The organism is Pseudoxanthomonas helianthi, assembly GCF_017939625.1.
GTDB classification, from domain to species: domain Bacteria; phylum Pseudomonadota; class Gammaproteobacteria; order Xanthomonadales; family Xanthomonadaceae; genus Pseudoxanthomonas_A; species Pseudoxanthomonas_A helianthi.
In genome coordinates this window covers 1,567,173-1,588,417 of the sequence record NZ_JAGKTC010000001.1, presented here as the reverse complement: position 1 = coordinate 1,588,417, position 21,245 = coordinate 1,567,173, and the positions used below count along the sequence as shown (strand labels likewise).

The window sequence follows — 21,245 nt, the reverse complement described above, 5'->3', positions numbered from 1 at the left end:
TAGCCACTCGGCCATGAACCGGTCGGGTCAGCGGCGTGGCTCGGGCCGCCGCCACAACCACACGGCGACGCAAGCCATGGTCGCGCTGCCGATCGCGGCCATCCACCATTTCGGTGCAGTGAGGAACATGACCGCCGCGCTCAGCGCCATCATCCCGGTGGCCAGCACTTTGGCGCGCCGCGATACCGCGCCTTCGCGTTCCCAATCGCGGATCGCCGGGCCGAACCGCTCGTGCGCCAGCAACCAGTCATGCAGGCGCCGCGAGCCGCGCGCGGCGGCGAATGCGGCCAGCAACACGAACGGCACCGTCGGCAGGCCCGGCACCACGATGCCGACGATGCCCAGGCCGAGGCTGGCGTAGGCCAGCAGCGCCCACGCCCAACGACTCATGCCGCCACCCCGCACCGCGGGCGCGCCCGGCTCATCGGCCGGATTCGACGCCCAGCTGGTCGAGCATGAACGAATACATCTCCGCCTGCTCGCGGTACTTGCGGAAACGCCCCGACTTGCCGCCATGGCCGGCTTCCATGTTGATGCGGAACACCACCGGCGCCCGCGACGTATCCAGGTCGCGCAGGCGGGCGACGTACTTGGCCGGCTCCCAGTACTGCACCTGCGAATCCCACAGGCCGGTGCCGACGAACATCGCCGGATAAGCCTTCTTCTCCAGGTTGTCGTACGGCGAGTAGGTGACCATGTAGTCGTAGTACGTCTTCTTCTCCGGGTTGCCCCACTCGTCGTACTCGTTGGTGGTCAGCGGAATGCTCGGGTCGAGCATCGTGGTGACCACGTCGACGAACGGCACCTGGGACAGGATCACCCGGTAGCGGTCCGGCGCCATGTTCGAGATCGCACCCATCAGCAGGCCGCCGGCGCTGCCGCCGTACGCGGCGACGCGGTCGGGCGCGGCGTAACCCTGCTTCACCAGGTAATCGGTGACGTCGATGAAGTCGGTGAAGGTGTTCTTCTTGTGCAGCAGCTTGCCGTCCTCGTACCACTTGCGGCCCATCTCCTGGCCGCCGCGGATGTGGGCGATGGCGTAGACCATGCCGCGGTCGAGCAGGCTGACCGTGGTGACGGAAAAGCCCGGGTCGGTCGAATGGCCGTAGCTGCCGTAGGCGTACTGCAGCATCGCCGCCTTGCCGTTCTTCTCGAAACCCTTCTTGTAGACCAGCGACACGGGGATCTTCACGCCATCCCGCGCCGGCGCCCAGACGCGCTCGGTGACGTATTGCGACGGATCGTAGCCGGGTACCGGCTGCTGCTTCAGCAGGCGGCGTTCGCCGGTCTTCACGTTCAATTCGTAGGTCGTGGCCGGCGTGGTCATCGAGGTGTAACCGTAACGCAACCAGTCGCTGCCGGCTTCGGCATTGGTCGACAGGCCCATCGAATACACCGGCTCGTCGGCCTTGACGTATTCCTCGCCGCCGTCGTTGCGCAGGATGCGTACGCGCTCTAGCGCATCGGAGCGTTCCTCGATCGCGGCGAAGCCGTCGAACAGCTCGAAGCCTTCGATGAACACGTCGTCGCGGTGCGCGATCCAGTCCTTCCAGTCCTTGCGCGAAGTCGAGCCGTCCGCCGCGGTGACGATCTTGAAGTTGGTCGCCTTGTCGGCGTTGGTGTGGATCACCCAGCGCCCGCCGTGGTGGTCGGCGTCGTATTCGACATCGCGTTCGCGCGGCGCCAGCACCTTGAATTCGCGCGGGTCGGCGGCAGGCGCGTAACGCACCTCGCCGAACACGGTACTGCCGGAATGGATCATGATGTAGCGATCGTCGCGGCTGCGCATCACGCTGAGGTAGCAGCTGTCGTCCGGCTCTTCGTACAGCACGCGGTCGGAAGCCACCGGCGTGCCCAGCACGTGGGCCTTGACCCGCACGCCGAGCAGGGTCACCGGATCGTTCTCCAGGTACAGCAGGGTGCGGTTGTCGTCGGCCCAGACCAGGTCGCCGGAAACGCCCTTGATCTCTTCGGAATAAGTGGCGTTGCCGGCAAGGTCGCGGAAGCGGACCGTGTACTGGCGGCGGCCGTTGGTGTCGTCGGCATAGGCCAGGATCGCGTTGTCCTGGCTCACCTCGTAATTGGCCACGCTGTAGTAGTCGTGGCCGGTGGCCAGCGCATTGATGTCGAGCAGCACCTGCTCGCCGGCGAAATCGTTCGCTTCGTTGGCCTTCTGGATCGCCAGCGCGTCGACGCCGGGACCGTCCTTGCGCCGCGCGTGCACCGGGTAGTCCTTGCCCTTCTCGAAGCGCGAGTAGTACCACCAGCCCCGCTCGCGGTACGGCACCGAGCTGTCGTCCTGCTTGATCCGGGCGACGACCTCGTCGTACAGCTTGTCCTGCACCGGCTTCAGCGGCGCCAGCAGCGCGTCGGCATAGGCGTTCTCGGCCTTCAGGTAGGCCAGCATGTCCGGGTTTTCGCGCTTGTCGTCGCGCAGCCAGTAGTACTCGTCGTTGCGTTCCGCGCCGAACGGGGCCTTCACCACATGGGGTTTCTTCGCCACGTCGGGCGGGGTGGCATCGGCGGCGAGGGCGGAAATCGGGTGCGTGGTCATCAGCAGGGCGGTGGCGATCAGGAGGGTGGTCGGCTTCATTCTATGTGGCCCCTATTGCATCCAATACAAGGCGACGGCAGTGGCTGCCGTCGCGGGGTGACTGGCAAGAGTCCTGGACGAACGAACGGTTCATTTGCCTAACTGCTGCCACAGGAAGGTGTAGGCCAGCGCGTTCATGCGCGCCTGCTGCGCATTGTTGGCCGCGCCGCCGTGGCCGCCTTCGATGTTCTCGTAATAGCGCACGTCCTTGCCGGCGTCGATCATCTGTGCGGCCATCTTGCGCGCATGGCCCGGATGCACGCGGTCGTCGCGGGTCGAGGTCATGAAGATGGTCGGCGGGTAGGTTTTCGATGCGTCGAACAGCTGGTACGGCGAGAAGGTCTTGATGAATTCCCAGTCGGCGGTGTCCGGGTCGCCGTACTCGGCCATCCACGACGCGCCGGCCAGCAGGTGGCTGTAGCGTTTCATGTCCAGCAGCGGTACCTGGCACACCACCGCGCCGAACAGCTGCGGGTACTGGGTCAGCATGTTGCCCATCAGCAGGCCGCCGTTGCTGCCGCCCTGGATGCCCAGGCGCTTGGGCGAGGTGATCTTCTTCGCGACCAGGTCTTCGGCGACCGCGGCGAAGTCCTCGTAGGCCTTGTGGCGGTTGGCCTTCAGCGCGGCCTGGTGCCAGCGCGGGCCGTATTCGCCGCCGCCGCGGATGTTGGCCAGCACGTACACGCCGCCCTTCTCCAGCCAACCCTTGCCGATACCGCCGGAATAGCTGGGCGTCAGCGAAACCTCGAAGCCGCCGTAGCCGTACAACAGGGTCGGATTGTCGCCGTCGAACTTCAGGTTCTTCGGACGGACCAGGAAATACGGGACCTTGGTGCCGTCCTTCGAAGTGGCGAAGTGCTGTTCGATCTCGTCCTTCGAGGCGTCGAAGAACACCGGGTTCGATTTCAGCTTTTCCGGCTGCTTGCCGATCTCGGCCAGCGACAGCGTGGTCGGGGTCAGGAAATCGGTGGAAGTCAGCCACACCGCATCGGATTCGTCATCGTCGACCGCGCTGACGCCGAGGGTGCCGAAACTCGGCGCGCCGACGAAGTCGCTCTTTTTCCATTCGCCGTGGGCGGGCGTCAGCACGCTGAGCCGGCTTTTCACGTCGTCCAGCACATTGAGCACCAAGTGGTTCTTCGTCCAGCTGAAGCTTGACAGTGAAGTCTTGTCGGTAGGCTCGAACAGCACAGTGAACTCGCGCTTGCCGGCGACGAAGTCGTCGAATTTCGCGGCCAGCAGCGAGCCCGCCTTGTATTCCTTGCCGCCGACCGACCATGGCTCGCGCAGCTCCAGGGTCAGCCATTCGCGATGCGCGCCCTTGTTGGCCGAATTCGGCGCGTCGATCTTGATGAGCTTGTCGTCCTTCCCGCGCAGGTACAGCTCGTCGTTGTAGAAGGCCAGCGTGCGGCTGACGAAATCGCGCTCGAAACCCGGCGTGTCGTCGTGCATCGCCGCGATGTACATGTCGTCCGGCTTGCCTTCGTAGACCACGCTCGCCGCCGACAGCGGCGTGCCGCGCTTCCATTCCTTGGCGATGCGCGGATAGCCGGAGCTGGTCATGCTGCCCGGGCCGAAGTCGGTGTAGACGTAGACGGTGTCGGCGTCCTTCCAGCCCAGCCCGCCCTTGGCTTCCGGACGGAAGAAGCCGTCCTTCACCCAGTCCTTGGTGGTCAGGTCGAACTCGCGGGTCACGTCGGCGTCGGAACCGCCGCGCGACAGGGCGATCAGGCAGCGCTTGTAATCGGGGCGCAGGCAGTCCGCGCCATGCCAGACCCAGTTGGTGCCTTCGGCCTTGTTCAGGGCATCGAGGTCCAGCACGGTTTCCCATTGCGGTTGCGGCTTGCGGTATTCGTCCAGCGTGGTGCGCCGCCACAGGCCGCGCTCGTGCTGCTTGTCCTTCCAGAAGTTGTAGTAGTAGTCGCCGATCTTCTCGACGCCGGGGATCTTCGCATCGGAATCGAGGATCGCGAGGATGTCCGCCTCGAGCTGCTTGAACGCCGGCGTGGCGGCGATTTCGGCCTCGGTCCTGGCGTTCTGGGCCTTGACCCAGTCCAGCGGCTTCTGGCCTTCGACGTCTTCCAGCCAGGCGTAGGGATCGTTGGCCACGGGCTTCTCCTGTGCATGGGCTTGCTGCATGGAGACCGCGCCAGCGGCAAGACCTGCGGCCAGGCAGGCCAGGACGAATCGGGACATCGGCGACTCCTGATTGAACGAGCCGCCGACGCTAGCACAGGTCCCCGTGCCGCTCCCCTGCCGGAGGTCAGGCGGCGCGGAGGAAGCGCTTTGCGCTCAATGGGTTGCGCCGCCGGGCCTGGCCACCGGTACGCCGGCGACGGCGCGCGGCAACAGCGACCGGCATCGGCAGGCGGAAGCGATGCAGCGCCCACCACGCGCTCAGCGGCATGCCCAGCAGCCACAGCGACGTCAGCCCGAACCATTCGCTGCGCAGCGGCAGCAACAGGCTCAGGACCAAACCGGCAGCCACCGCCATGCGCAACCCGCGCTCCAGACGCGGATCGACGAGGGGACGGGAGTGGCGGGAAGCGACGAATTGCGGCATGACGGCGGCTCCGGATTGGGTGGAGCCAGCTTGGGGAAGCGCCATCTCAGGGGTTGCGACGTGAGGTGGATGTTTGCCTTGCAGTTGCTTTTGCCCTTCCGGGTCCCGTCCGCAGCGGCGGAGCCGGTGGGTAAACCCCGCAGGGGCGGCGCACAGGGATGTGCGCCGTTTTCGGAAGGGGCAGAGCCTGCCCCGTACTTGATACGGGGATGCCCCGTCCGAAAATTCCCACCGGCTCCGCGGACCCTTCGCGCAGCGAAGGGCGCGAGGAGGGGTGTGCTTTCTTTTGGTTACTTTTCTTTGCACAAGCAAAGAAAAGTAAGTCGCCGAAAGGCGAAATGCTTTTTGTAGAAACTCACGCAGTGGGCGACGGATTGCTCCTGCGTTGAGGGATTGTCCAGGCGATCGCGGTCCTACGGTCGCGCCCAGGTGCGCTCCTACAGGAGCAAAGCAAAATGGATCCCAGCGTTCGCTGGGATGACGGGCAACAGCAAGAGCAGCCGAGCATGCTCGGCTCTACAAAGCCACAAGCCGCATTCGAGGCGAAAATCGCGACGGAAGCTTCGTCAGGACCGGATGCCGCCATCCGCCTTCGGCACCTTTTCCCGCACGCGGGGAAAGGGTCGCTCGACTCAGCGCTCGTAATTCGCCAACGCCAACGCCAGCAGCGACTTCGCCTGCTCGCGCAACACCGTCGGCTCCACGATCTCCGCATCCGCCCCGTAATGCAGCACGTCCATCAGCAGTTCGCGCGACGCGCTGTACGGCACCTTCAATTCGTAGCGCCCGTCGGACAGGAAACGGCCCTGCTGCTTCGAATGCCACTGCTCGTCGGCGACCCAACGCGCCGCCTTGGCGCTGAACACGATCGTCGCCCAGCCCTTCGGCTCGCCGGAGAAGATCCCGTAGCTCGACGCCAGGTGCTGGTTCAGCTCTTCGCTGCCGATATCCCGCGCCGCCTCGTCCAGCAGGCGCGCAGCCGAGATGCGATCGACCGAAAAACTGCGCAGTCCGCCCTTGTCCTCGTCCCACGCGTCGAGATACCAGTTGTCGCGATAGTGGGTGAGGCGTTGCGGCGATACGGTACGCCGGGTCTTTTCGTCGGTGGAACGCGCGCGGTATTCGAAACCGAGCTGGCGCCGTTCCAGTACTGCCGCGGCGACCGTGCGGAAACCGGTTTCGTCCAGCTTGCGGCCGCGGTGCGGGATCACCCGCACGCGGTCCATCGGCCACTGGTCGATGCCGGCATGGTCGGCCAGCAGCCCTTCGATGCGCTTCTGCAGCGGCGCCAGCGCGGTCGACAGCACGCCGCCACCGGTGCGCGCGAGCAACTGCTGCGACGCCAGCAACGCGTACAGTTCTTCCGAACTCAGCCACAGGCCGGGCAGTTCGAAGCGCTCGCCTTCGGCCGCGTTGTAGCGGAAGCCGGCCTCGCCATCGCCCTCGATCGGCGCCATCAGCGCGTCGCGCAGGTAGGCCAGGTCGCGATAGGCGGTGGCGCGCGAGCAACCCAGTTCCTCCTGCAGCCGCTTCACCGTGACCGGATAACGGGACGCCTTGAGGATGCGATGCAGTGCGGTGATGCGCTCGATCTTGTCCATGGCCGAGGGTGCCGACAGGGGGAACGGATTATGGCCGAGTCCGCGCATCGCTGCCGCGAACCCGTTGGCAGCGGGAGCGACGATCCGGTCGCCGATTCAGCCGCCGGTTTCGGCGAGGATCCGGTCCGCGCCCAGGGCCAGCAATTGCGCCGCGACTTCGCGGCCCAGGGCTTCCGCATCGTCGCCTTCGTCTTGCGCACGCACGCAACGACCGTCGCCGGCGGAACCGACCAGGCCGTGCAGCAGCAGGCGTTCGCCCTGCAATTGCGCGAACGCCGCCACCGGTACGTGGCAGCTGCCGTGCAGGGCACGATTCATCGCCCGCTCGGCTTCGACGCGGCGCCGGGTCGGCGCATCGTCCAGCGCGGCGAGCAGCGCGTGCAGCTCCGGCGCGTCGTCGCGGCACTCGACCGCGATGGCGCCCTGCGCGGGCGCGGGCAACCATGCCGGCGCATCGAGCCGTGCGCGGATGCGCGAGTCGAAGCCGAGCCGCTGCAGGCCGGCGCAGGCCAGCACGATGGCGTCGTACTCGCCCGCGTCCAGTTTCGCCAGGCGCGTGTTGACGTTGCCGCGCAGGTCGAGCAATTGCAGGTCCGGGCGCAGCGCGCGCAATTGCGCCTGCCGGCGCAGCGACGACGTGCCGACGCGCGCGCCTTGCGACAGGTCGGCCACCGCAGCGAACCGGTTGCTGACGAAGGCGTCGGCCGGATCGGCGCGCGACAGGATCGCCGGCAGGGCGAACCCGGGCTCCAGCTCCATCGGCACGTCCTTCAGCGAATGCACCGCGCAGTCGGCCTCGCCGCGCTGCATCGCCAGCTCCAGTTCCTTCAGGAACAGGCCCTTGCCGCCGATCGCGGCCAGCGAACGGTCCAGCACCTCGTCGCCGCGCGTGCTCATCGGCACCAGTTCCACGCGCACCTCCGGATGCGCCGCACGCAGGCGTTCGGCGACATGCTCGCTCTGCCACAGGGCGAGCGGGCTCTTGCGGGTGGCGATGCGGATTAGGGTCACGTGTCTATTATGAAGGCGACCGCAAGTGGCGGATAGCCGAAGAGCTATTCACGCAGGCATCAAGACCGCGCGAACGCGGCGTCAGTGCTGGCCGCCCAGCAAGCCTGCGACTACGATCGCCACGACCAGGCCGAGGCCAATCCAGACCCATTGCGGCCAGGCACCGCGCGCCTGCCCCGTCGTCGCTTCCGCGCGGCCGATCGAAGGATCCAGGTGCTTCATCACCGCGACCGCACGATCCCAGTCTTCCTCGTCGAGCACGTAGATCCGCGCGGCCGTCCCGGTCATCGGGCCGGCGATGCTGGACAGGTTGCTGTCGGCATCGGAACAGAAGGTATCTATCCCCTCGCCATCCAGGGCGATGCGCAGCGAATGGACGAAGGTCAGGCTGGACGACGAGCAGAGCAGCCTCATGCAACCTCCTTGCGGTCGGCCGCCGGCCTCAGAAATGCCGCACGCTGTCGCGCAGCGCCGGCACGCAGCGCCGGCTGACTTCCAGCGGTTCCTTGCCGTGGCGCAGGTGCGCGTGGACCCGCCCGTCGCCGCCGCGGCGCAGCTCGACCAGTTCGTGGCGCGCGACCAGGCAGTTGCGGTGGATGCGCACGAAGCGCTCGCCGAATTCGTCTTCCAGCGACTTCAGCGATTCCTCGATCAGGTCCTCGCCGTGCGCGTGGTGGACCACGACGTATTTTTCCTCGGCCTGCAGGTAGTGCACTTCCTCGATCGGAATCAGGCGCAGGCTGCCGCGCAGGCGCGCACACAGATGGGCGCGCGGCGCGGCGCGACCCTCCGGCGCCGGTCCGCGCGCGGCGGAGAACAGGCGCACGCGCTCCAGCGCCGCGGCGAGGCGCTCGGGGCGGATCGGCTTCATCAGGTAGTCGAGCGCCGCGACCTCGAACGCCGACAGGGCATGCACGTCGTAGGCGGTGCAGAACACCACCGCCGGGCGCGGCTCGAACGCGGCCAGGTGGCGCGCGGTCTCGAGGCCGTCGACGCCCGGCATGGCGATGTCCAGCAGCACCACATCGGGGTGGTGCTGCGAACAGGCTTGCAGGGCTTCGAGGCCGTTCTCCGCCTCGGCCACCACTTCGGCATCGGCATGTTCGGCCAGCAGCGAACGCAGGCGCTCGCGGGCCAGCGGTTCGTCGTCGGCGATGACAAGCTTCACACGCCACCCCCTCACGGCAACGGCAGATCGACCTCGCAGACATAGTAGCCCTCGCGCCACGCGGACGTCATCCGCGTGGACGGGCCGAATTCGTAGCCCAGCCGATGCAGGGTGCTGCGCTGGGCGTGGCCGGCGCCATGCTTGACCGGTATGGCCGCGGCATCGGGCGAAGGCGCGGGATTGCGAATGCGGATGTGCAGGCGTCGGCCGTCCACCAGCAGTTCGATCTCGACCTCGCCGCCCTGCGGCATGCGCGACACGCCGTGCAGCACCGCATTCTCGACCAGCGGCTGCAACACCAGCCGCGGCATCGGCAGGTCCCACGGCAGCGGTTCGTGCTTGCGCCAGACCACCTGCATGCGCTCGCCCAGGCGCAGCGATTCGATGGCGAGGTAGCGTTCGGCCAGTTCCACTTCGTCGCGCAGGGTGGAAGGGCTTTCGCCGGCGACCAGCGAGGCGCGGAACAGATCGGACAGGTCCAGCACCGCCTGTTCGGCCACCCGCGGGTCGCGGCGCAGCAGGCTGGCGATCAGGTTCATGCTGTTGAACAGGAAGTGCGGGCGGATCCGCGCCTGCAGCGCGTCGGCCTGCGCGCGCGCGTTGGCCTGCAGCTGCGCCTGCCAGCGGTCGCTGACGTGGAAGTAGCGCAGCGCCAGGCCGGTGATCAGGGTAAGGATCGCCGAACTGCCCAGGCTGAAGTGCCAGAAGCCGATGCGGCCGCTCCAGTTGACCGGATCGAGGCTGTCGTACAGCACGTACACCACGGCCGAACCCAGCCACGCGGCCAGCGCCGCCAGCAACATCGCGCCGACCGCGCCCACCGCCATCGGCCCGCGCGACAGCAGCGGCCGCGACACGCACAGCAGCACCGACACCGCCAGCGCGAGCCACAGGGCGAAGCCGCTGGCGAGCACGAAATCCATCAATCGCCAGCCGCGCACCGCATCCGGCGCCACCGCGACGACGACCACCACCAGTTCGGCGATGCCGAGCATCGTCGCCAGGCGCGGCAGCCGGCACAGGTCCGGCAACCAGGGTTCGGGGCGCTTGGCGGCCGGCATCATTCCGCCGCGGCGAAGCGCTGGCCCATCCATGTGCGCAGGTCGGCGATTTCCTCGGCGCAGACCTGGTGCGCCATCGGGTAGCGATGCCATTGCACGTCGTAACCGGCGTCGCGCAACGCGCGGGCGCTGTTTTCGGAATGCACGATGGGAATCACCGGGTCGCCGCTGCCGTGGGCCATGAACACCGGCTGCCGCTTCGATGCCTCGGTGGCGAAGCCGGCCAGGCGTTCCGCACCCGGCAGGTAGGTCGACAGGCCGATCAGTCCGGCCAGCGGCCGTTCGCGGCGCAGGCCTGCGGCCAGGGTGATCGCGCCGCCCTGCGAGAAGCCGGCCAGCAGCACGCGTTCGGCAGGAATGCCGCGTTCGGCTTCGCGCGCGATCAAGGCTTCGACCTGGGCGATGGACTCGACGATGCCCGCACTGTCGGCGCGGGTGGCGAAATCCATGCCGGCGATGTCGTACCACGCGCGCATGCGCATGCCGTTGTTGATCGTCACCGGCCGCACCGGCGCGTGCGGGAACACGAAGCGGATCGCCGGCCATTCGCGCGCCACGAGTTCAGGCACGATCGGGGCGAAGTCGTGGCCGTCCGCGCCCAGCCCGTGCAGCCACAGAACGCACCATTGCGGCGAGGCGCCGGTTTCGTGTTCGACCGTTTCCAGGTACTGCAGGGTTCGTTCCACCGTTCCGCCTGGTGTTTCCAAGGAATGTGGCGATTCTAGCCGTGGCCGCAGGCGCCCACTCGCGCCACCCGCCCCTCCCCCGGCGCGCAAGGGCGGCCCCGATCGGGTATGATGCGCGCCGCTTGCAGGCGGCCGTCCGTTTCCCTCCGGGCCCGCGGCGGGTCGAATCCCGACCTCCGCGCCCATCCGACGCCATCCTGTCCTGCAGCCCGGCCCGTCGTCCGACATGGCCGCCCCTTCCTCGCAGCGCGGTTCACGGGAACGCTTCGGGCCACCATGTGATCGTCCCCGATCGAGAGCCCGCACATCCCGTGCGGACTTCCCGATGCTCGTGGGTCGAACACGCAACCGGAGTTCCACCATGAGTTTTGAAACCCTTGGGCTTTCGCCCGCCCTGCTGCGCGCGCTGTCCGAACAGGGCTACGACACGCCCACCCCGATCCAGGCCCAGGCCATCCCGCTGGCGCTGGCCGGCCACGACTTGCTCGCCGGCGCCCAGACCGGCACCGGCAAGACCGCCGCGTTCGGCCTGCCGCTGCTGCAGAAGCTGTCGGGCGAGCCCAACCGCACGCGCAAGCCGCGCGCGCTGGTCCTGACCCCCACCCGGGAGCTGGCCGTGCAGGTGCATGAAAGCCTGCGCGATTACGGCAAGTACCTGCGCGTGCCGTCGACCACCATCTACGGCGGCGTCGGCATGGGCAACCAGTTGCAGGCGCTGCAGCGCGGCGTCGACCTGGTGATCGCCTGCCCGGGCCGTTTGCTCGACCACATCGACCGCCGCAGCGTCGACCTGAGCGGCATCGAAGTGCTGATCCTGGACGAAGCCGACCGCATGCTCGACATGGGCTTCCTGCCCTCGATCAAGCGCATCCTGGCCAAGCTGCCGCGGCAGAACCGCCAGACCCTGCTGTTCTCGGCGACCTTCGCCGAGCCGATCAAGCAGCTGGCGCTGGAATTCATGCGCAATCCGCAGGAAGTGATGGTCACGCCGCAGAACACCGTCGCCGAAACCATCGCCCACCGCGTGCATCCGGTCGACGGCGGGCGCAAGCGCGAACTGCTGTTGCACCTGCTCAGCGCAGACGCGCGCGCGCAGACCCTGGTGTTCGCCCGCACCAAGCACGGCAGCGACAAGCTGGCCGTGTTCCTGGAGAAGTCCGGGATCAAGGCCGCGGCGATCCATGGCAACAAGAGCCAGGGCCAGCGCCAGCGCGCGCTCAACGACTTCAAGGCCGGCAGGGTGCCGGTGCTGGTCGCCACCGACATCGCCGCGCGCGGCATCGACATCGACCAGCTGCCGAAGGTGATCAACTTCGACCTGCCGATGGTCGCCGAGGACTACGTGCATCGCATCGGCCGCACCGGCCGCAACGGTTCGCAGGGCGAAGCGATCTCGCTGGTCGCGCAGGACGAGGCCAAGTACCTGCGCGCGATCGTGCGCCTGCTTAAGCAGGACATGGATATCCGCGACGTGCCGGGTTTCGAGCCGCAGACGCCGATCCGCTGGGGCAACAGCGCACCGGGCAAGGCCGAGCAACCGGGCGGCCACCGCGCGCCGCGCAAGCCGCACGGCAAGCCCGCGCACGCGCGCCGTCCGCACGGCGATGCGCCGCGCCACGCCCACGCCGGCCCGAAGAAGCATGGCGAGCGCAAGCCGCAGGCGCCGCAGCGCGGCCCGCGCCGCGACGCGAACCGCAACGGCTGACGTTGCGATCTGATCCACCCAGGTCGAGAATCCACCCGTGATGGACATCTTCAAGGTCTTCCACATCGAAGCCGCGCACCGACTGCCGAACGTGCCGCCGGGGCACAAGTGCGCGCGCCTGCACGGGCACTCGTTCCGCATCGAGGTGCACGTGTCCGGCGAGATCGGCGCGCGGACCGGCTGGGTGATCGACTACGCCGAGATCAAGGCGGCATTCGCGCCCCTGTTCGAGCAGTTGGACCATCACTACCTCAACGAGGTCGAAGGCCTCGACAACCCGACCAGCGAACGGCTGGCCGTATGGGTGTGGGAACGATTGAAGCCGGCCCTGCCCGGCCTGAGTGAAGTCGCGGTGCACGAAACCTGCACCGCCGGATGCCGCTACCGCGGGCCCTGACGCCGCGTAGCCACGCTCAGCGCAACGGCCGGTCCCATTCCGGCTCCTCGCCGAAACGCGCGGCGAGGAAATCGAGGAAGCTGCGCACGATCAGCGGCATCTGCCGCCGCGACGTGTACACGCCGTGGATGCCCATCGCCGCGGGCTCGTGGCCCGGCAGCACGACGGCGAGTTCGCCGCCGATGATCAGCGGCGCCACCAGGTAGGTCGGCAGCATGGCGATGCCGGCGTCAGCGCGCACCGCCTGCAGCAGCACGGTGGCTTCGTTCGCGCTGATGTTGCCGCTGACCGCGACCGAATCCGTGCCGCCCTCGCGCACCAAGTGCCACAGGCTCCGTCCGACGTGGTGGTGGGTCAGGCAATTGTGCGTGGCGAGGTCCGCCGGGCGTTGCGGCACGCCGTGGGCCTTCAGGTACGCGGGCGTCGCGCACAGCACCGAGCGGCATACCGACAGCCTGCGCGCGATCAGTCCTGGATCGAGCGCGCCGGTGATGCGGATCGCCAGGTCGATGCGTTCTTCGACGAGATTCACCGCGCGATCGATCAGCAGCATGTCCACCGCCGTGCCGGGATAACGCGCGACGTAGTCGGCGACCGCCGCCGCCATCTGGCTGAGGCCGAACGAGGTGCTGCAGGTGATGCGGATCTGGCCATGCGGCGCATCGCCGGGATCGGCCAGTGCGGCGCGCATATCCTCGCCCAGCTCGAGGATACCGCGGCAGCGCGCCAATGCGGCTTCGCCCGCCGGGGTCAGGCTGATGCGGCGGGTGGTACGGTGGAACACGCGTGCGCCCAGCCACTGTTCCAGTTCGGCCAGGTAGCGCGAGGCCATCGCCCGCGACATCGACAGGGCCTCCGCGGCTGCGGTCAGGCTGCCGCGATCGGCGACTTCGACGAAGACTTGGATGGCGGTGATCCGGTCCATTTGGCCGATCCATGCAACAGTTATTCACCTTATACGCGGTTTTTCGCACCGTTTCACTCGACTATCGTGCCCTCCGTCGGCAGGCCCCTATGCCGCCGAATCCCTCCCGCGCCATCAGCGCACGCCAGGACACGACCATGAAAACCTCCCCGCTGCATGCCGCCGTCACCGCCGTCCTCGCCATCGGCGTGACCGCCTGCTCGCCGAACGCCCCCACCGCACCTACCGGCAATCCGGCCGCTACGGCCGCCCCGGTCCCGACCGCCGCGCCGCTGAAGACCGAGGTCTACAACCCCGGCGAACAAGGCATCTTCCAGGTGTCGTCGACGCTGGTCACCGGCACGCGCGACGCAGTGCTGGTCGATGCGCAGTTCTCCACCGTCGATGGCGCCAGGCTGGTCGACAGGATCAAGGCCTCGGGCAAGCGCCTGACCACGATCTACATCAGCCACGGCGATCCGGATTTCTATTTCGGGCTGGAGCCGCTCGTCGCCGCGTTCCCGGACGCGAAGGTACTGGCGACGCCGCAGACCGTCGCGCATATCCAGGAAACCTCGGCCGGCAAGCTGCAGTTCTGGGGTCCGAAGCTGGGTGCGGGCGCACCGACGCGCATCATCGTGCCCGAGCCGCTGCAGGGCGACCGCGTCGAGCTGGAAGGCGACGCGCTGGAAATCGTCGGCCTCGACGGCCCGACGCCCGACCGCAGCTTCGTCTGGATCCCGTCGGCCAAGGCCGTGGCCGGCGGCATCCCGGTGTTCGCCGGCGAACACGTGTGGATGGCCGACACGCAGACCCCGCAGTCGCATGCCAACTGGATCGCCACGCTGGACCGCATCGCCGCGCTGAAGCCGGAAACCGTCGTGCCGGGCCATTTCGCCCCGGGCGCGCCGCAGGACCTGCGCGCGGTGCGCTTCACCGCCGACTACATCCGCGCCTTCGACGAGGAAACCGCGAAGGCGAAGGATTCCGCCGCGCTGGTCGCGGCGATGCAGAAGCGCTATCCCGGGCTCGGCGGCACGGCATCGCTGGAACTGAGCGCGAAAGTCGCCAAGGGGGAAATGAAATGGCCATGAGCAACGCCGCCGCGCCGACCCTGCATTACATCTACGACCCGCTGTGCGGCTGGTGCTACGCCGCCGCGTCGCTGGTCGAGGCGGCGCGCTCGGTGCCCGGCCTGGTGATCGCGATGCACGCGGGCGGCATGCTGAGCGGCGCCAACGCGCGCCGCATCGACGCGCGCTGGCGCGATTACGTGATGCCGCACGACCGCCGCATCGCCCAGGTCAGCGGACAACCCTTCGGCGACGCCTATTTCGACGGCCTGTTGCGCGACACCACCGCAGTGATGGATTCGACGCCGCCGATCGCCGCGGTGCTGGCGGCGCAGCAGTCGTCGGGTCGCGGACTCGACCTGCTGCATCGCCTGCAGCGCGCGCATTACGTCGAAGGCCGGCGCATCGCCGACGCGGACACGCTGCAGGCATTGGCGGCCGAAATCGGATTGGACGGCGATGCCTTCGCCGCGACGATGCGGCAGCTCGAAGGCGAACCCGTTGCGCGCCACATCGAGGAAAGCCGCAGGCTGCTGTCCGCGGTCGGCGGTCACGGCTTCCCGACCTTCGCCCTGGAACGGCCGGGACAGGGATGGACCGTGCTCGACATCGGGCCCTACCTGGGCCGGCCCGCCGCATGGCGCGACCACCTGGCCAGCCTGCTGGCCTCCGCGCCGGCACCATCGACAGGTTCCGCGACCTCCGCGGCGTGCGGGCCGGACGGCTGCGCAGTCGACCCGTGATTTGCGAGGGTTTTGCCCGGGATCGGTCCATCAGACCAATTCAAGCAAGCGATTGATTTTAAACGGGCGATAACCGTTCGTCGGAAACCATACGGCTGTTATTGCACTGCAACAAAGACCTGCGTATGCTGCAACGCATCAATCGGCACAACCCTTTCAGGAGCACGCCATGTCCGCCCAGTTCAACAACCAGTTCAGCGCCTATACGCAGCAGTTCGCCGCCGTCGCCTCGCGCGCCAACCGCCTGGCCCTGGAAAACGCCGAGACCGTGTTCGGCGTGCAGCTCAAGGCTTTCGAGAAGAACATCGACGCCACCACCGCCTTCTTCGGCGAGCTGGCCGAAGTGCGCGACCTCGACGCCTACAAGACCCTGCTGCCGAAGGGCCTGCAGGTCGCCAAGGACAACGCCGAGCGTTTCGTGGCCGCTGGCCAGGAAGTCTTCGGCCTGAACCTCAAGACCGGCGAAGCGCTGGGCCAGCTGGCCAAGGCGCAGTTCGAAAGCGCCACCGAGAGCGTGCAGGCGACCGTGGCCAAGGCCACCAAGACCGCCCGCCGCTGAGCGAACGGTTCCATAGCGTTACACGCAGTTCCTCTCTCTCCTGCGTAACCCGGCCCGGCAACCCCACGTTGCCGGGCTTTTTTATTGCCTTCCTACGACGGCACGGACAGGTATCGCGCCAGCTCGTCCATCTTGGGCGCATGCGGGAGACGACCCCAGCATGGGGCCGGAATGCGCGCCTTCAGCAATTCGAAGTTCTCGTCGCGGCGCTCCATGCCAGGGTCGATGTCGTTGGCGATCCAGCCGGCCAGTTCGCAGCCATCGGCCGCGATCGCGCGCGCGGTCAGGCGTGCGTGGTTCTGGCAACCCAGGCGCATGCCCACCACCATCACCACCGGCAGGCGCAGCGCGCGCACCAGGTCGGCCTGGTCCAGGCGACCGGACAACGGCGCGGCCCAGCCGCCGACGCCTTCCACCACGACCGCGTCGGCCGGTTCCCTCAGGCGCGCGAACGCGGCCCCGATGACGTCCAGGTCGATCTGCACGCCGGCCTCGCGCGCGGCGATTTCCGGCGCCAGCGGCAGCGGCAGCGCATACGGGTTGACGTCGGCGTAGGCCGGGGCCGGCTCGCTGGCCGCGAGCAGCGCCAGCGCATCCTCGTTGCGCCACCCGTCGGCCGTGCGCTCGCAACCGCTGGCGACCGGCTTCATCCCGACCGCGCGCAGGCCGTGCGCTCGGAACGCGTGCAGCAGCGCGCACGACACCAGCGTCTTGCCGATGCCGGTGTCGGTGCCGGTCACGAACAGTGGGGTCATGGGCCTGCGTCCGCTTTCGCCGTCTTTCCGCGTCATAGTAACGGTCCGTGTCACGGACGCGGGGAGCCTGGGGAGTAGAATCGCAACATGTCGTTCACGTCGCAGGCTCTTGCCGGCAGCAAGCCGGAGCAATACGCACAACTGGCCGGGCAGGCGCGCGCGCTGCTGCACGGCGAGCGCGACCGCGTCGCCAACGCGGCCAATCTTTCCGCGCTGGTCTACCACGCGCTGCCGCAGCTCAACTGGGTCGGCTTCTATTTCTTCGACGGCACCGAGCTGGTGGTCGGCCCGTTCCAGGGCCAACCCGCCTGCGTGCGCATCGCGCTGGACAAGGGCGTGTGCGGCGCGGCGGCGAGCACGCGGCAGACCCAGCGCATCGCCGACGTCGACGCCTTCCCGGGACACATCGCCTGCGACTCGGCCTCGCGTTCGGAACTGGTGGTGCCGCTGCAGCGCGGCGGCGAGCTGATCGGCGTGTTCGACCTGGACAGTCCGGTACTCGACCGATTCGACGCCGACGACCAGGCCGGCCTGGAAACCATCGCGCGCATCTTCGAGGAGTCGCTGGCATGAATGCACCGAAGATGCGCAACATCGGGCCGAAATCCGCCGCGTGGCTGCGCCAGGTCGGCCTGCGCAGTTTCGAGGACCTGCAACGGGTCGGCTCGGTCGAAGCCTTCGCCAAGATCAAGCGCGCCGGCTTCAAGCCCAGCCTGAACCTGCTGTACGCGCTGGAAGGCGCCCTGCTCGACTGCCACTGGCAGCAACTGCCCGAGGAACGCCGCGGAGAACTGCTGCTGGCCTGGGACGTCGCCGCGGCCGCGTTGCCGCCGCCGCGCGGGCGCCCGGTCGCCGCGCCGGTGACCACCACGCAGATGCAGGAAGAGGCCGCGCCGGTGTTCAACCTGTTCGACGAACCGGGCGGCCACGACGCCGAATAACCGGGCGATCGGTTAAACTGCGCACACTTCGAGGTGATCCATCGACCATCCGGTCGATGGATTGAAACGGGAAGCCGGTGAGTCCGCAGACGATTCCGGCGCTGCCCCCGCAACGGTAAGCGAGCCGAACTTCCGCATCCGCCACTGTGCATTCGCATGGGAAGGCGCGGAATCCGAGATGCCCCAGGCATTTCAGCTTGCAAGCCCGGAGACCGGCCGCGAAGCAGGGTTTGCTGACCCACTCACTGGTTGCGATGCGGCGGGCATTGCGGCGGCGACCGCGTCCTCGCACACCGCGACTTCGCGCGTTCCTCGTCGGATCCCTTCGCTCGCGACTCCTTCCAACCGGCGTACGGGTCGTGCGCCACGGAGAGTCCGACATGTTCTTGCGTTCCCCCCTGTTTCCCACCGCGCTGGCCGCGGCGATCGTCCTTGCCCTGCCCGTCCATGCCTTCGCGCAAAGCGCCGGCGATGCCACCGATCTCGACGATGTCGTCGTGACCGGCACGCGCACCGCCGTATCGGTCGAGGACAGCCTGGTCCCGGCGCAGGTCATCGACCGCGCCGAGATCGAGCGCAGCCAGGCCACTTCGCTGGTGCAACTGTTGAACGGCCGCGCCGGCATCACCCTGTCCAACCAGGGCGGCCTGGGCAAGATCAGCGGGCTCAACCTGCGCGGCGCCGAAGCCGACCACGTGCTGGTGCTGATCGATGGCGTACGCATCGGTTCGGCCACCGCCGGCCTGCCCGCGTTGCAGGACCTGCCGGTGGAACAGATCGAGCGCATCGAAATCGTGCGCGGCCCGCGTTCCAGCCTGTACGGCTCGGAAGCGATCGGCGGCGTGGTGCAGATCTTCACCCGCCGCGGCGGCAAGGGCCTGAGCCGCCACTTCAAGCTCGGCGGCGGCAGCCACGACCTGCGCGAAGTCGCCGGCGGTTTCGCCTGGCACGGCGAGCGCGGCTGGCTCGGCGCGGATGGCGCGTACCAGAGCACCGACGGCATCAATGCCTGCCGCGGTCGCGGTCCCGATCCGTCGATTCCGTTCGACTTCGGCGCGGGCTGCTTCACCGACGAACCCGATCGCGACGGCTACCGCAACGTATCCCTCAACGTCCGCGGCGGCTACCGCTTCACCGACGCGCTGAGCGCGGAAGCGAACTTCCTCGACGCGCAGGGCGACAACGAATTCGACGGCAGCTGGACCAACCGCTCGAAGGTGCGCCAGCAGGTGTTCGGCGGCAAGCTCGCGTTCGCGCCTTCGGACAAGTTCAACCTGGCCCTGACCGTCGGCCGCAACCGCGATGACTCCGACGATTACCACGACCAGGCCCACGCGAGCTTCTTCGGCACGCGCCGCGACCAGGCCGCGTTGCAGGGGGACTACGCATTCGCTGAAGGCCAACTGCTCAGCGTCGGCGCCGACTGGCAGCGCGACGAGATCGACAGCGACACCGACTTCGACCAGACCCGCCGCGACAACAAGGCCGCCTTCGTCGAATACCAGGGCAGCTTCGGCGCGCATCGCGTGCAGGCCAGCCTGCGCCGCGACGACAACGACCAGTTCGGCGAACACACCACCGGCAGCGCAGGCTACGGTTATTCATTCGCGAACGGCCTGAAGCTGACCGCCAGCTACGCCACCGGCTTCAAGGCGCCGAGCTTCAACGACCTGTACTACCCGTTCTTCGGCAACCCCGACCTGAAGCCGGAAGCCTCGAAGAGCCTGAACCTGGGCGTCGCCCAATACCGCGACGGCTGGAACTGGACCTTCAACGTCTACGAAACCCGCGTCGAAGACCTGATCGCCTACGACTCGCTGATCTTCCTGCCCAACAACATCGACAAGGCGCGCATCCGCGGTGCGGAACTGACCGTGGCGACGACGCTGTGGGGCTGGGACGTGTCGACCCAGCTGAGCCGCACCGATCCGCGCAACGACGGCGACGGCTTCAACCACGACAACCTGCTGCCGCGCCGTCCGCAGAACAGCGCGCGCATCGACCTGGACCGCGCTTTCGGCAAGTTCCGCATCGGCGCCACCGGCTTCGGCGCCAGCCACCGCTACGACGAAGTGGCGAACCTGACCCGCCTGGCCGGTTACGGCACGCTGGACCTGCGCGCGGAATTCGCGATCAACGACGAGTGGTCCGTGCAGGCACAGGCGCGCAACGTGTTCGACCGCGAATACGAAACCGTCGCCTGGTACAACCAGCCGGGTCGTGAGTACGGACTGACGTTGCGGTACAGCGCGAAGTGAGCTTGTGCGCCCCCCTGCGACGGCAGGGGAGCTCGAAGCCGCGCCCTGGCGGCCGAGGGGAAGCGGTTGCGTGATTTCGCGAAAATTTTTCGCACCTGCTTCACCCCTCCCGACCCCCCCCTGCCTCGCAGGGGAGAGGCGGGTCACCCGCTGTTGAACAGCCCGCCCTGCTCCACCACTTCATCGCGCTCGCTGAAGTTGCCCAAGCCCACGCCGACCAAGCGATAGCGCGTGTGTTCCGGCAGATCGACGCGGCCGCGCAACGCCAATGCGATCTCGACGAATTCCTGCAATGATGCCGGCGGCGTGTCCGGCGTGTGGCTGCGGGTGATGATGCGGAACTGCGCGGTCTTCAGCTTCAGCACCACGGTGCGGCCGACGCGCTCGGTCTTCTTGGTGGACGACCAGGTTTTCTCGGCGAGGCTGCGGATCGCATCGTCGAATTCGCCCAGCAACAGGTCGCGCTCGAAGGTGTCCTCCGCGGAAATTTGCTGCACCGGCTGGTCCGGCTGCACCGGGCGTTCATCGATGCCGCGCGCGCGGCGATAGAGCGACGCGCCGAAACTGCCGAAGCGCGATTGCAGTTCCTCCAGCGCGAAGCCGCGCAGGTCGGCGACGGTGGCGACGCCGAGCTGCTCCAGCTTGCCCTGCATCACCTTGCCGACGCCGGGGATCTTGCCGACCGGCAATGGCGCGAGGAACGCATCGACCTGTGCCGGCTTGACCACGAACAGGCCATCGGGCTTGTTCCAGTCCGAGGCGATCTTGGCGATGAACTTGTTCGGCGCCACGCCTGCCGACGCGGTCAGCCGGGTCTCGTCGCGGATCTGCGCGCGGATGGTCTCGGCGATCGCCGTCGCACTGGGCAGGCCGCTCTTCGGTTCGGTGACGTCGAGGTAGGCCTCGTCCAGCGATAGCGGCTCGACCAGGTCGGTGTGGCGCAGGAAGATCTCGCGGACCTGCCGCGATACCGCCTTGTAGCGGACGAAATCCGGCGGCACGAACACCGCGTCCGGACACAGCCGTTCCGCGCGCACCGCCGGCATCGCCGAGCGTACGCCGAACTTGCGCGCCTCGTAGCTGGCCGCGCACACCACCGATCGCGCGCCACGCCACGCCACCACGACCGGCCGGCCGCGCAGCGTCGGATCGTCGCGCTGTTCGACCGACGCATAGAACGCGTCCATGTCGACGTGGATGATCTTGCGCATGCGCGCATTATCGCCG

Annotated in this window: 21 protein-coding genes and 1 riboswitch; of the genes, 8 read left to right on the top strand and 13 right to left on the bottom strand. The window is 67.9% G+C overall.

All coding sequences use genetic code 11. The annotated features are described in order from the left end of the window. Positions 1 to 27: 27 nt before the first annotated feature. From J5837_RS07215 to J5837_RS07170, 10 genes are all read right to left on the bottom strand, one after another. A complete protein-coding gene (locus J5837_RS07215) occupies positions 28 to 390 on the bottom strand; it encodes a YbaN family protein (protein WP_210535994.1) in 363 nt (120 codons plus the stop codon). A gap of 31 nt (positions 391 to 421) precedes the next feature. Further along, positions 422 to 2,593 carry a S9 family peptidase gene (locus J5837_RS07210; protein ID WP_210535993.1) on the bottom strand — a complete coding sequence of 724 codons (2,172 nt, stop codon included), beginning with the start codon at positions 2,591 to 2,593 and terminating at the stop codon, positions 422 to 424. Positions 2,594 to 2,683: 90 nt separating this feature from the next. Next, positions 2,684 to 4,789 carry a prolyl oligopeptidase family serine peptidase gene (locus tag J5837_RS07205; protein WP_210535992.1) on the bottom strand — a complete coding sequence of 702 codons (2,106 nt, stop codon included), beginning with the start codon at positions 4,787 to 4,789 and terminating at the stop codon, positions 2,684 to 2,686. A 67-nt stretch (positions 4,790 to 4,856) separates the two neighbouring features. Then, positions 4,857 to 5,156 carry a hypothetical protein gene (locus J5837_RS07200; RefSeq protein ID WP_210535991.1) on the bottom strand — a complete coding sequence of 100 codons (300 nt, stop codon included), beginning with the start codon at positions 5,154 to 5,156 and terminating at the stop codon, positions 4,857 to 4,859. A 632-nt stretch (positions 5,157 to 5,788) separates the two neighbouring features. Continuing rightward, positions 5,789 to 6,757 carry a helix-turn-helix transcriptional regulator gene (locus J5837_RS07195; RefSeq protein WP_210535990.1) on the bottom strand — a complete coding sequence of 323 codons (969 nt, stop codon included), beginning with the start codon at positions 6,755 to 6,757 and terminating at the stop codon, positions 5,789 to 5,791. 96 nt (positions 6,758 to 6,853) lie between these two features. After that, on the bottom strand, positions 6,854 to 7,768 hold the full coding sequence (gene hemC / locus J5837_RS07190) for a hydroxymethylbilane synthase (RefSeq protein ID WP_210535989.1): 915 nt from the start codon (positions 7,766 to 7,768) through the stop codon (positions 6,854 to 6,856). A gap of 81 nt (positions 7,769 to 7,849) precedes the next feature. Further along, entirely contained in the window at positions 7,850 to 8,182 is a 333-nt protein-coding gene (locus tag J5837_RS07185) for a putative signal transducing protein (RefSeq protein WP_210535988.1), read from the bottom strand. A gap of 28 nt (positions 8,183 to 8,210) precedes the next feature. Next, entirely contained in the window at positions 8,211 to 8,936 is a 726-nt protein-coding gene (locus J5837_RS07180) for a LytR/AlgR family response regulator transcription factor (protein WP_210535987.1), read from the bottom strand. A gap of 11 nt (positions 8,937 to 8,947) precedes the next feature. Continuing rightward, complete coding sequence (locus J5837_RS07175) at positions 8,948 to 9,997, bottom strand: sensor histidine kinase (protein WP_425504822.1); 1,050 nt, start codon at positions 9,995 to 9,997, stop codon at positions 8,948 to 8,950. Next, a complete protein-coding gene (locus J5837_RS07170; RefSeq protein ID WP_342345513.1) occupies positions 9,997 to 10,683 on the bottom strand; it encodes an alpha/beta hydrolase in 687 nt (228 codons plus the stop codon). Before J5837_RS07170 ends, J5837_RS07175 begins: the two co-directional genes overlap by 1 nt. A 361-nt stretch (positions 10,684 to 11,044) precedes the next feature. Between J5837_RS07170 and J5837_RS07165 the strand changes: the two genes are divergently transcribed. Together J5837_RS07165 and queD are read left to right on the top strand one after the other, a co-directional pair. Then, on the top strand, positions 11,045 to 12,388 hold the full coding sequence (locus J5837_RS07165; RefSeq protein ID WP_210535984.1) for a DEAD/DEAH box helicase: 1,344 nt from the start codon (positions 11,045 to 11,047) through the stop codon (positions 12,386 to 12,388). A 40-nt stretch (positions 12,389 to 12,428) separates the two neighbouring features. Then, a complete protein-coding gene (queD, locus tag J5837_RS07160) occupies positions 12,429 to 12,785 on the top strand; it encodes a 6-carboxytetrahydropterin synthase QueD (protein ID WP_210536184.1) in 357 nt (118 codons plus the stop codon). A gap of 16 nt (positions 12,786 to 12,801) precedes the next feature. Here the strand turns inward: queD and J5837_RS07155 are convergent, their stop codons facing one another. Then, positions 12,802 to 13,710 carry a LysR family transcriptional regulator gene (locus J5837_RS07155; protein ID WP_210535983.1) on the bottom strand — a complete coding sequence of 303 codons (909 nt, stop codon included), beginning with the start codon at positions 13,708 to 13,710 and terminating at the stop codon, positions 12,802 to 12,804. A 137-nt stretch (positions 13,711 to 13,847) separates the two neighbouring features. Here J5837_RS07155 and J5837_RS07150 point away from each other — a divergent pair, with 137 nt between their 5' ends. From J5837_RS07150 to J5837_RS07140, 3 genes are all read left to right on the top strand, one after another. Further along, positions 13,848 to 14,783: an MBL fold metallo-hydrolase gene (locus J5837_RS07150; RefSeq protein ID WP_210535982.1), complete on the top strand. Its 936-nt coding sequence runs from the start codon at positions 13,848 to 13,850 to the stop codon at positions 14,781 to 14,783. Beyond that, positions 14,780 to 15,505, top strand: coding sequence for a DsbA family protein (locus tag J5837_RS07145; RefSeq protein ID WP_210535981.1), 726 nt, complete (start codon positions 14,780 to 14,782; stop codon positions 15,503 to 15,505). Before J5837_RS07150 ends, J5837_RS07145 begins: the two co-directional genes overlap by 4 nt. A 169-nt stretch (positions 15,506 to 15,674) precedes the next feature. Then, on the top strand, positions 15,675 to 16,064 hold the full coding sequence (locus J5837_RS07140) for a phasin family protein (RefSeq protein ID WP_210535980.1): 390 nt from the start codon (positions 15,675 to 15,677) through the stop codon (positions 16,062 to 16,064). A gap of 92 nt (positions 16,065 to 16,156) precedes the next feature. On the opposite strand, the gene bioD is transcribed toward J5837_RS07140, so the two are convergent. After that, positions 16,157 to 16,819, bottom strand: a complete 663-nt coding sequence (gene bioD / locus J5837_RS07135; RefSeq protein WP_210535979.1) for a dethiobiotin synthase — start codon at positions 16,817 to 16,819, stop codon at positions 16,157 to 16,159. Between the two features lie 87 nt (positions 16,820 to 16,906). On the opposite strand from bioD, the gene J5837_RS07130 reads away from it, so the two are divergent. The 3 genes from J5837_RS07130 (at position 16,907) to btuB (ending at position 20,018) form a co-directional block, all read left to right on the top strand. Then, positions 16,907 to 17,392, top strand: a complete 486-nt coding sequence (locus J5837_RS07130; protein ID WP_210535978.1) for a GAF domain-containing protein — start codon at positions 16,907 to 16,909, stop codon at positions 17,390 to 17,392. Beyond that, positions 17,389 to 17,760, top strand: coding sequence for a TfoX/Sxy family protein (locus tag J5837_RS07125; RefSeq protein WP_210535977.1), 372 nt, complete (start codon positions 17,389 to 17,391; stop codon positions 17,758 to 17,760). The genes J5837_RS07130 and J5837_RS07125 overlap by 4 nt, the downstream gene beginning before the upstream one ends. Before the next feature lie 14 nt (positions 17,761 to 17,774). Further along, positions 17,775 to 17,995: riboswitch (cobalamin riboswitch) on the top strand. 145 nt (positions 17,996 to 18,140) lie between these two features. After that, positions 18,141 to 20,018 (top strand): TonB-dependent vitamin B12 receptor, encoded by a 1,878-nt coding sequence (gene btuB / locus J5837_RS07120; protein WP_210535976.1) that lies wholly within the window; start codon positions 18,141 to 18,143, stop codon positions 20,016 to 20,018. Positions 20,019 to 20,161: 143 nt separating this feature from the next. On the opposite strand, the gene dinB is transcribed toward btuB, so the two are convergent. Beyond that, positions 20,162 to 21,229 (bottom strand): DNA polymerase IV, encoded by a 1,068-nt coding sequence (dinB, locus tag J5837_RS07115; RefSeq protein WP_210535975.1) that lies wholly within the window; start codon positions 21,227 to 21,229, stop codon positions 20,162 to 20,164. Positions 21,230 to 21,245: the final 16 nt, after the last annotated feature.

Coding starts and splice junctions, on each gene's coding strand:
- J5837_RS07215 (WP_210535994.1), bottom strand. CDS start 390: ATGAGTCGTTGGGCGTGGGCGCTGCTGGCCTACGCCAGCCTCGGCCTG.
- J5837_RS07210 (WP_210535993.1), bottom strand. CDS start 2,593: ATGAAGCCGACCACCCTCCTGATCGCCACCGCCCTGCTGATGACCACG.
- J5837_RS07205 (WP_210535992.1), bottom strand. CDS start 4,789: ATGTCCCGATTCGTCCTGGCCTGCCTGGCCGCAGGTCTTGCCGCTGGC.
- J5837_RS07200 (WP_210535991.1), bottom strand. CDS start 5,156: ATGCCGCAATTCGTCGCTTCCCGCCACTCCCGTCCCCTCGTCGATCCG.
- J5837_RS07195 (WP_210535990.1), bottom strand. CDS start 6,757: ATGGACAAGATCGAGCGCATCACCGCACTGCATCGCATCCTCAAGGCG.
- J5837_RS07185 (WP_210535988.1), bottom strand. CDS start 8,182: ATGAGGCTGCTCTGCTCGTCGTCCAGCCTGACCTTCGTCCATTCGCTG.
- J5837_RS07175 (WP_425504822.1), bottom strand. CDS start 9,997: ATGCCGGCCGCCAAGCGCCCCGAACCCTGGTTGCCGGACCTGTGCCGG.
- J5837_RS07165 (WP_210535984.1), top strand. CDS start 11,045: ATGAGTTTTGAAACCCTTGGGCTTTCGCCCGCCCTGCTGCGCGCGCTG.
- queD (WP_210536184.1), top strand. CDS start 12,429: ATGGACATCTTCAAGGTCTTCCACATCGAAGCCGCGCACCGACTGCCG.
- J5837_RS07155 (WP_210535983.1), bottom strand. CDS start 13,710: ATGGACCGGATCACCGCCATCCAAGTCTTCGTCGAAGTCGCCGATCGC.
- J5837_RS07150 (WP_210535982.1), top strand. CDS start 13,848: ATGAAAACCTCCCCGCTGCATGCCGCCGTCACCGCCGTCCTCGCCATC.
- J5837_RS07145 (WP_210535981.1), top strand. CDS start 14,780: ATGAGCAACGCCGCCGCGCCGACCCTGCATTACATCTACGACCCGCTG.
- J5837_RS07140 (WP_210535980.1), top strand. CDS start 15,675: ATGTCCGCCCAGTTCAACAACCAGTTCAGCGCCTATACGCAGCAGTTC.
- bioD (WP_210535979.1), bottom strand. CDS start 16,819: ATGACCCCACTGTTCGTGACCGGCACCGACACCGGCATCGGCAAGACG.
- J5837_RS07130 (WP_210535978.1), top strand. CDS start 16,907: ATGTCGTTCACGTCGCAGGCTCTTGCCGGCAGCAAGCCGGAGCAATAC.
- J5837_RS07125 (WP_210535977.1), top strand. CDS start 17,389: ATGAATGCACCGAAGATGCGCAACATCGGGCCGAAATCCGCCGCGTGG.
- btuB (WP_210535976.1), top strand. CDS start 18,141: ATGTTCTTGCGTTCCCCCCTGTTTCCCACCGCGCTGGCCGCGGCGATC.
- dinB (WP_210535975.1), bottom strand. CDS start 21,229: ATGCGCAAGATCATCCACGTCGACATGGACGCGTTCTATGCGTCGGTC.